At 41.0% G+C, this 1,597-nt stretch carries 3 protein-coding genes; 1 reads left to right on the top strand and 2 read right to left on the bottom strand.

Translation table 11 applies throughout. The annotated features are described in order from the left end of the window. On the top strand, nt 1-207 hold a 207-nt coding region (locus tag E1163_RS30225), incomplete at its 5' end, for a hypothetical protein (RefSeq protein ID WP_185155897.1). 131 nt (nt 208-338) lie between these two features. Here E1163_RS30225 and radC read toward each other — a convergent pair. After that, nucleotides 339-1,037, bottom strand: a complete 699-nt coding sequence (radC, locus tag E1163_RS00630; RefSeq protein WP_155168591.1) for a RadC family protein — start codon at nt 1,035-1,037, stop codon at nt 339-341. A gap of 222 nt (nt 1,038-1,259) precedes the next feature. Continuing rightward, nucleotides 1,260-1,511, bottom strand: coding sequence for a 30S ribosomal protein S20 (gene rpsT, locus E1163_RS00625; protein ID WP_155168590.1), 252 nt, complete (start codon nt 1,509-1,511; stop codon nt 1,260-1,262). Nucleotides 1,512-1,597 lie beyond the last annotated feature (86 nt).

The raw sequence follows: 1,597 nt of genomic DNA, 5'->3' as shown, positions 1-1,597 counted from the left end.
TTACGAAAAGATCTTCAGGACTACATAAGCAAGGCAGATGAACGTTTTGTCCAGCTTGTATATGGAATGATGCTGGCCGATATGTCTGGTGCCTATTTGCTTCGGGAGGCAGAACGTGAGGAATTGGATGTGAGAATAGTTCGCCATAAAAAAGGGGAATCCAAGTCCTGTAGTTGGGATGAAGTGAAGAGACGTTTTCAGGGATAAAGCAACACAATTTTGAGATTAAGGAGGAGGCAGTTGAAATCAGTGATACTTTTAACATGGCCTGAAGGTCAGAAAGAAGGTCTTTGGAGGAGAGTTTGTTGGTATTCTTGATCAGGTTCTGCCTCCCATTTTTAAAGCATATTTTCATCTGCAAAACTAAAGTAGCCATTATCAGTGAAAATGAGATGATCTAATACAGGGATTTCGAGCAGGTCTCCTGCTGCTTTCATTTTTTTTGTAAGGTTTATGTCTGCCTGGCTGGGTCTTAGATTGCCGGAAGGGTGGTTATGAACTAATATGATAGTGCAGGCAAGTTCTTCCAGGGCAGACTTAAATATAATTTTCGGATCCGCTACCGTTCCGGCTACGCCGCCACTGCTGATAAGCTGCTTTTTGATGATGGTATTGCTTCTGCTCAGTAGCAGTGTCCAGAATTCTTCATGCTTCATATCCATCAGCTCTGGTTTGATGGCCTCATATGCATCCTCTGAGCAGGTTATTTTTGGTTTTTTGGTGCTTTGGGTTTCTTTTCTCCGCCTTCCCAGTTCCATAGCACTCACTATGCTGATTGCTTTGGCTTCACCAATCCCCTTAAACTTCATCAGCTCCTTAACAGATAGCTTGGCGAGGTTATTCAGGTCATTGCCGGTGTGGTTAAGTATCGACTTGGCTACATCCACGGCGCTCATGGAAGAGGTGCCGGAGCCGATCAGGATACCTATGAGCTCGGCATCAGAGAGGGCGGACTTGCTTTTGAGAAGGAGTTTTTCACGGGGACGGTCTTCCTCTGCCCAGTTTTTTATCTTTAAATATTCTTTGGTCCCTTTCATTGCAGGAATTTAACTAAAGCGAAAGATTACTTTTTAATCAAAATGCTGACTAAGTAGCTGTTCAGGACTAAAGTTATGGGGAATGCCCTTCGCAAGATGGGGACGGGAAGGGGCTTATCTTTAAGCCTGAGGTGCAGAGGATGCGCCCTTTATTTGATTATGAAACAATAAAAAAAGCCTTACTTGTTAAGAGTAAGGCTCTTAAGATCTTAGATCTATATTTTATAGGCTGTTTACCAACTTAGTCAATTTTGACTTGTTGTTGGCAGCTTTATTTCTATGAATAATGTTTTTCTTAGCTAGTTTGTCTAGCATTGAAGTTACTGTTTTCAGTAATTCCTGCGCCTCGGCTTTATCAGTTGTATTTCTCAGCTTCTTTACAAACGTTCTGGTCGTTTTGTGCTGATACTTGTTTCTTAATCTTTTGGCATTATTAGATCTAATTCTCTTTAACGCTGATTTGTGATTTGCCATATCTGATATTTATTCGACTTCTCTTTAATTTGGTCTGCAAAGGTAATGCTAAATCTTATATTTGCAAAACCTAAATTGTGAATATT

Source organism: Fulvivirga kasyanovii (assembly GCF_009711405.1).
GTDB lineage: Bacteria > Bacteroidota > Bacteroidia > Cytophagales > Cyclobacteriaceae > Fulvivirga > Fulvivirga kasyanovii.
This window is presented reverse-complemented; position numbering and strand designations above follow the sequence as displayed.

Excerpts from the sequence above, each read along its gene's own strand:
- radC (WP_155168591.1), bottom strand. The coding sequence starts at position 1,037 with ATGAAAGGGACCAAAGAATATTTAAAGATAAAAAACTGGGCAGAGGAA.
- rpsT (WP_155168590.1), bottom strand. The coding sequence starts at position 1,511 with ATGGCAAATCACAAATCAGCGTTAAAGAGAATTAGATCTAATAATGCC.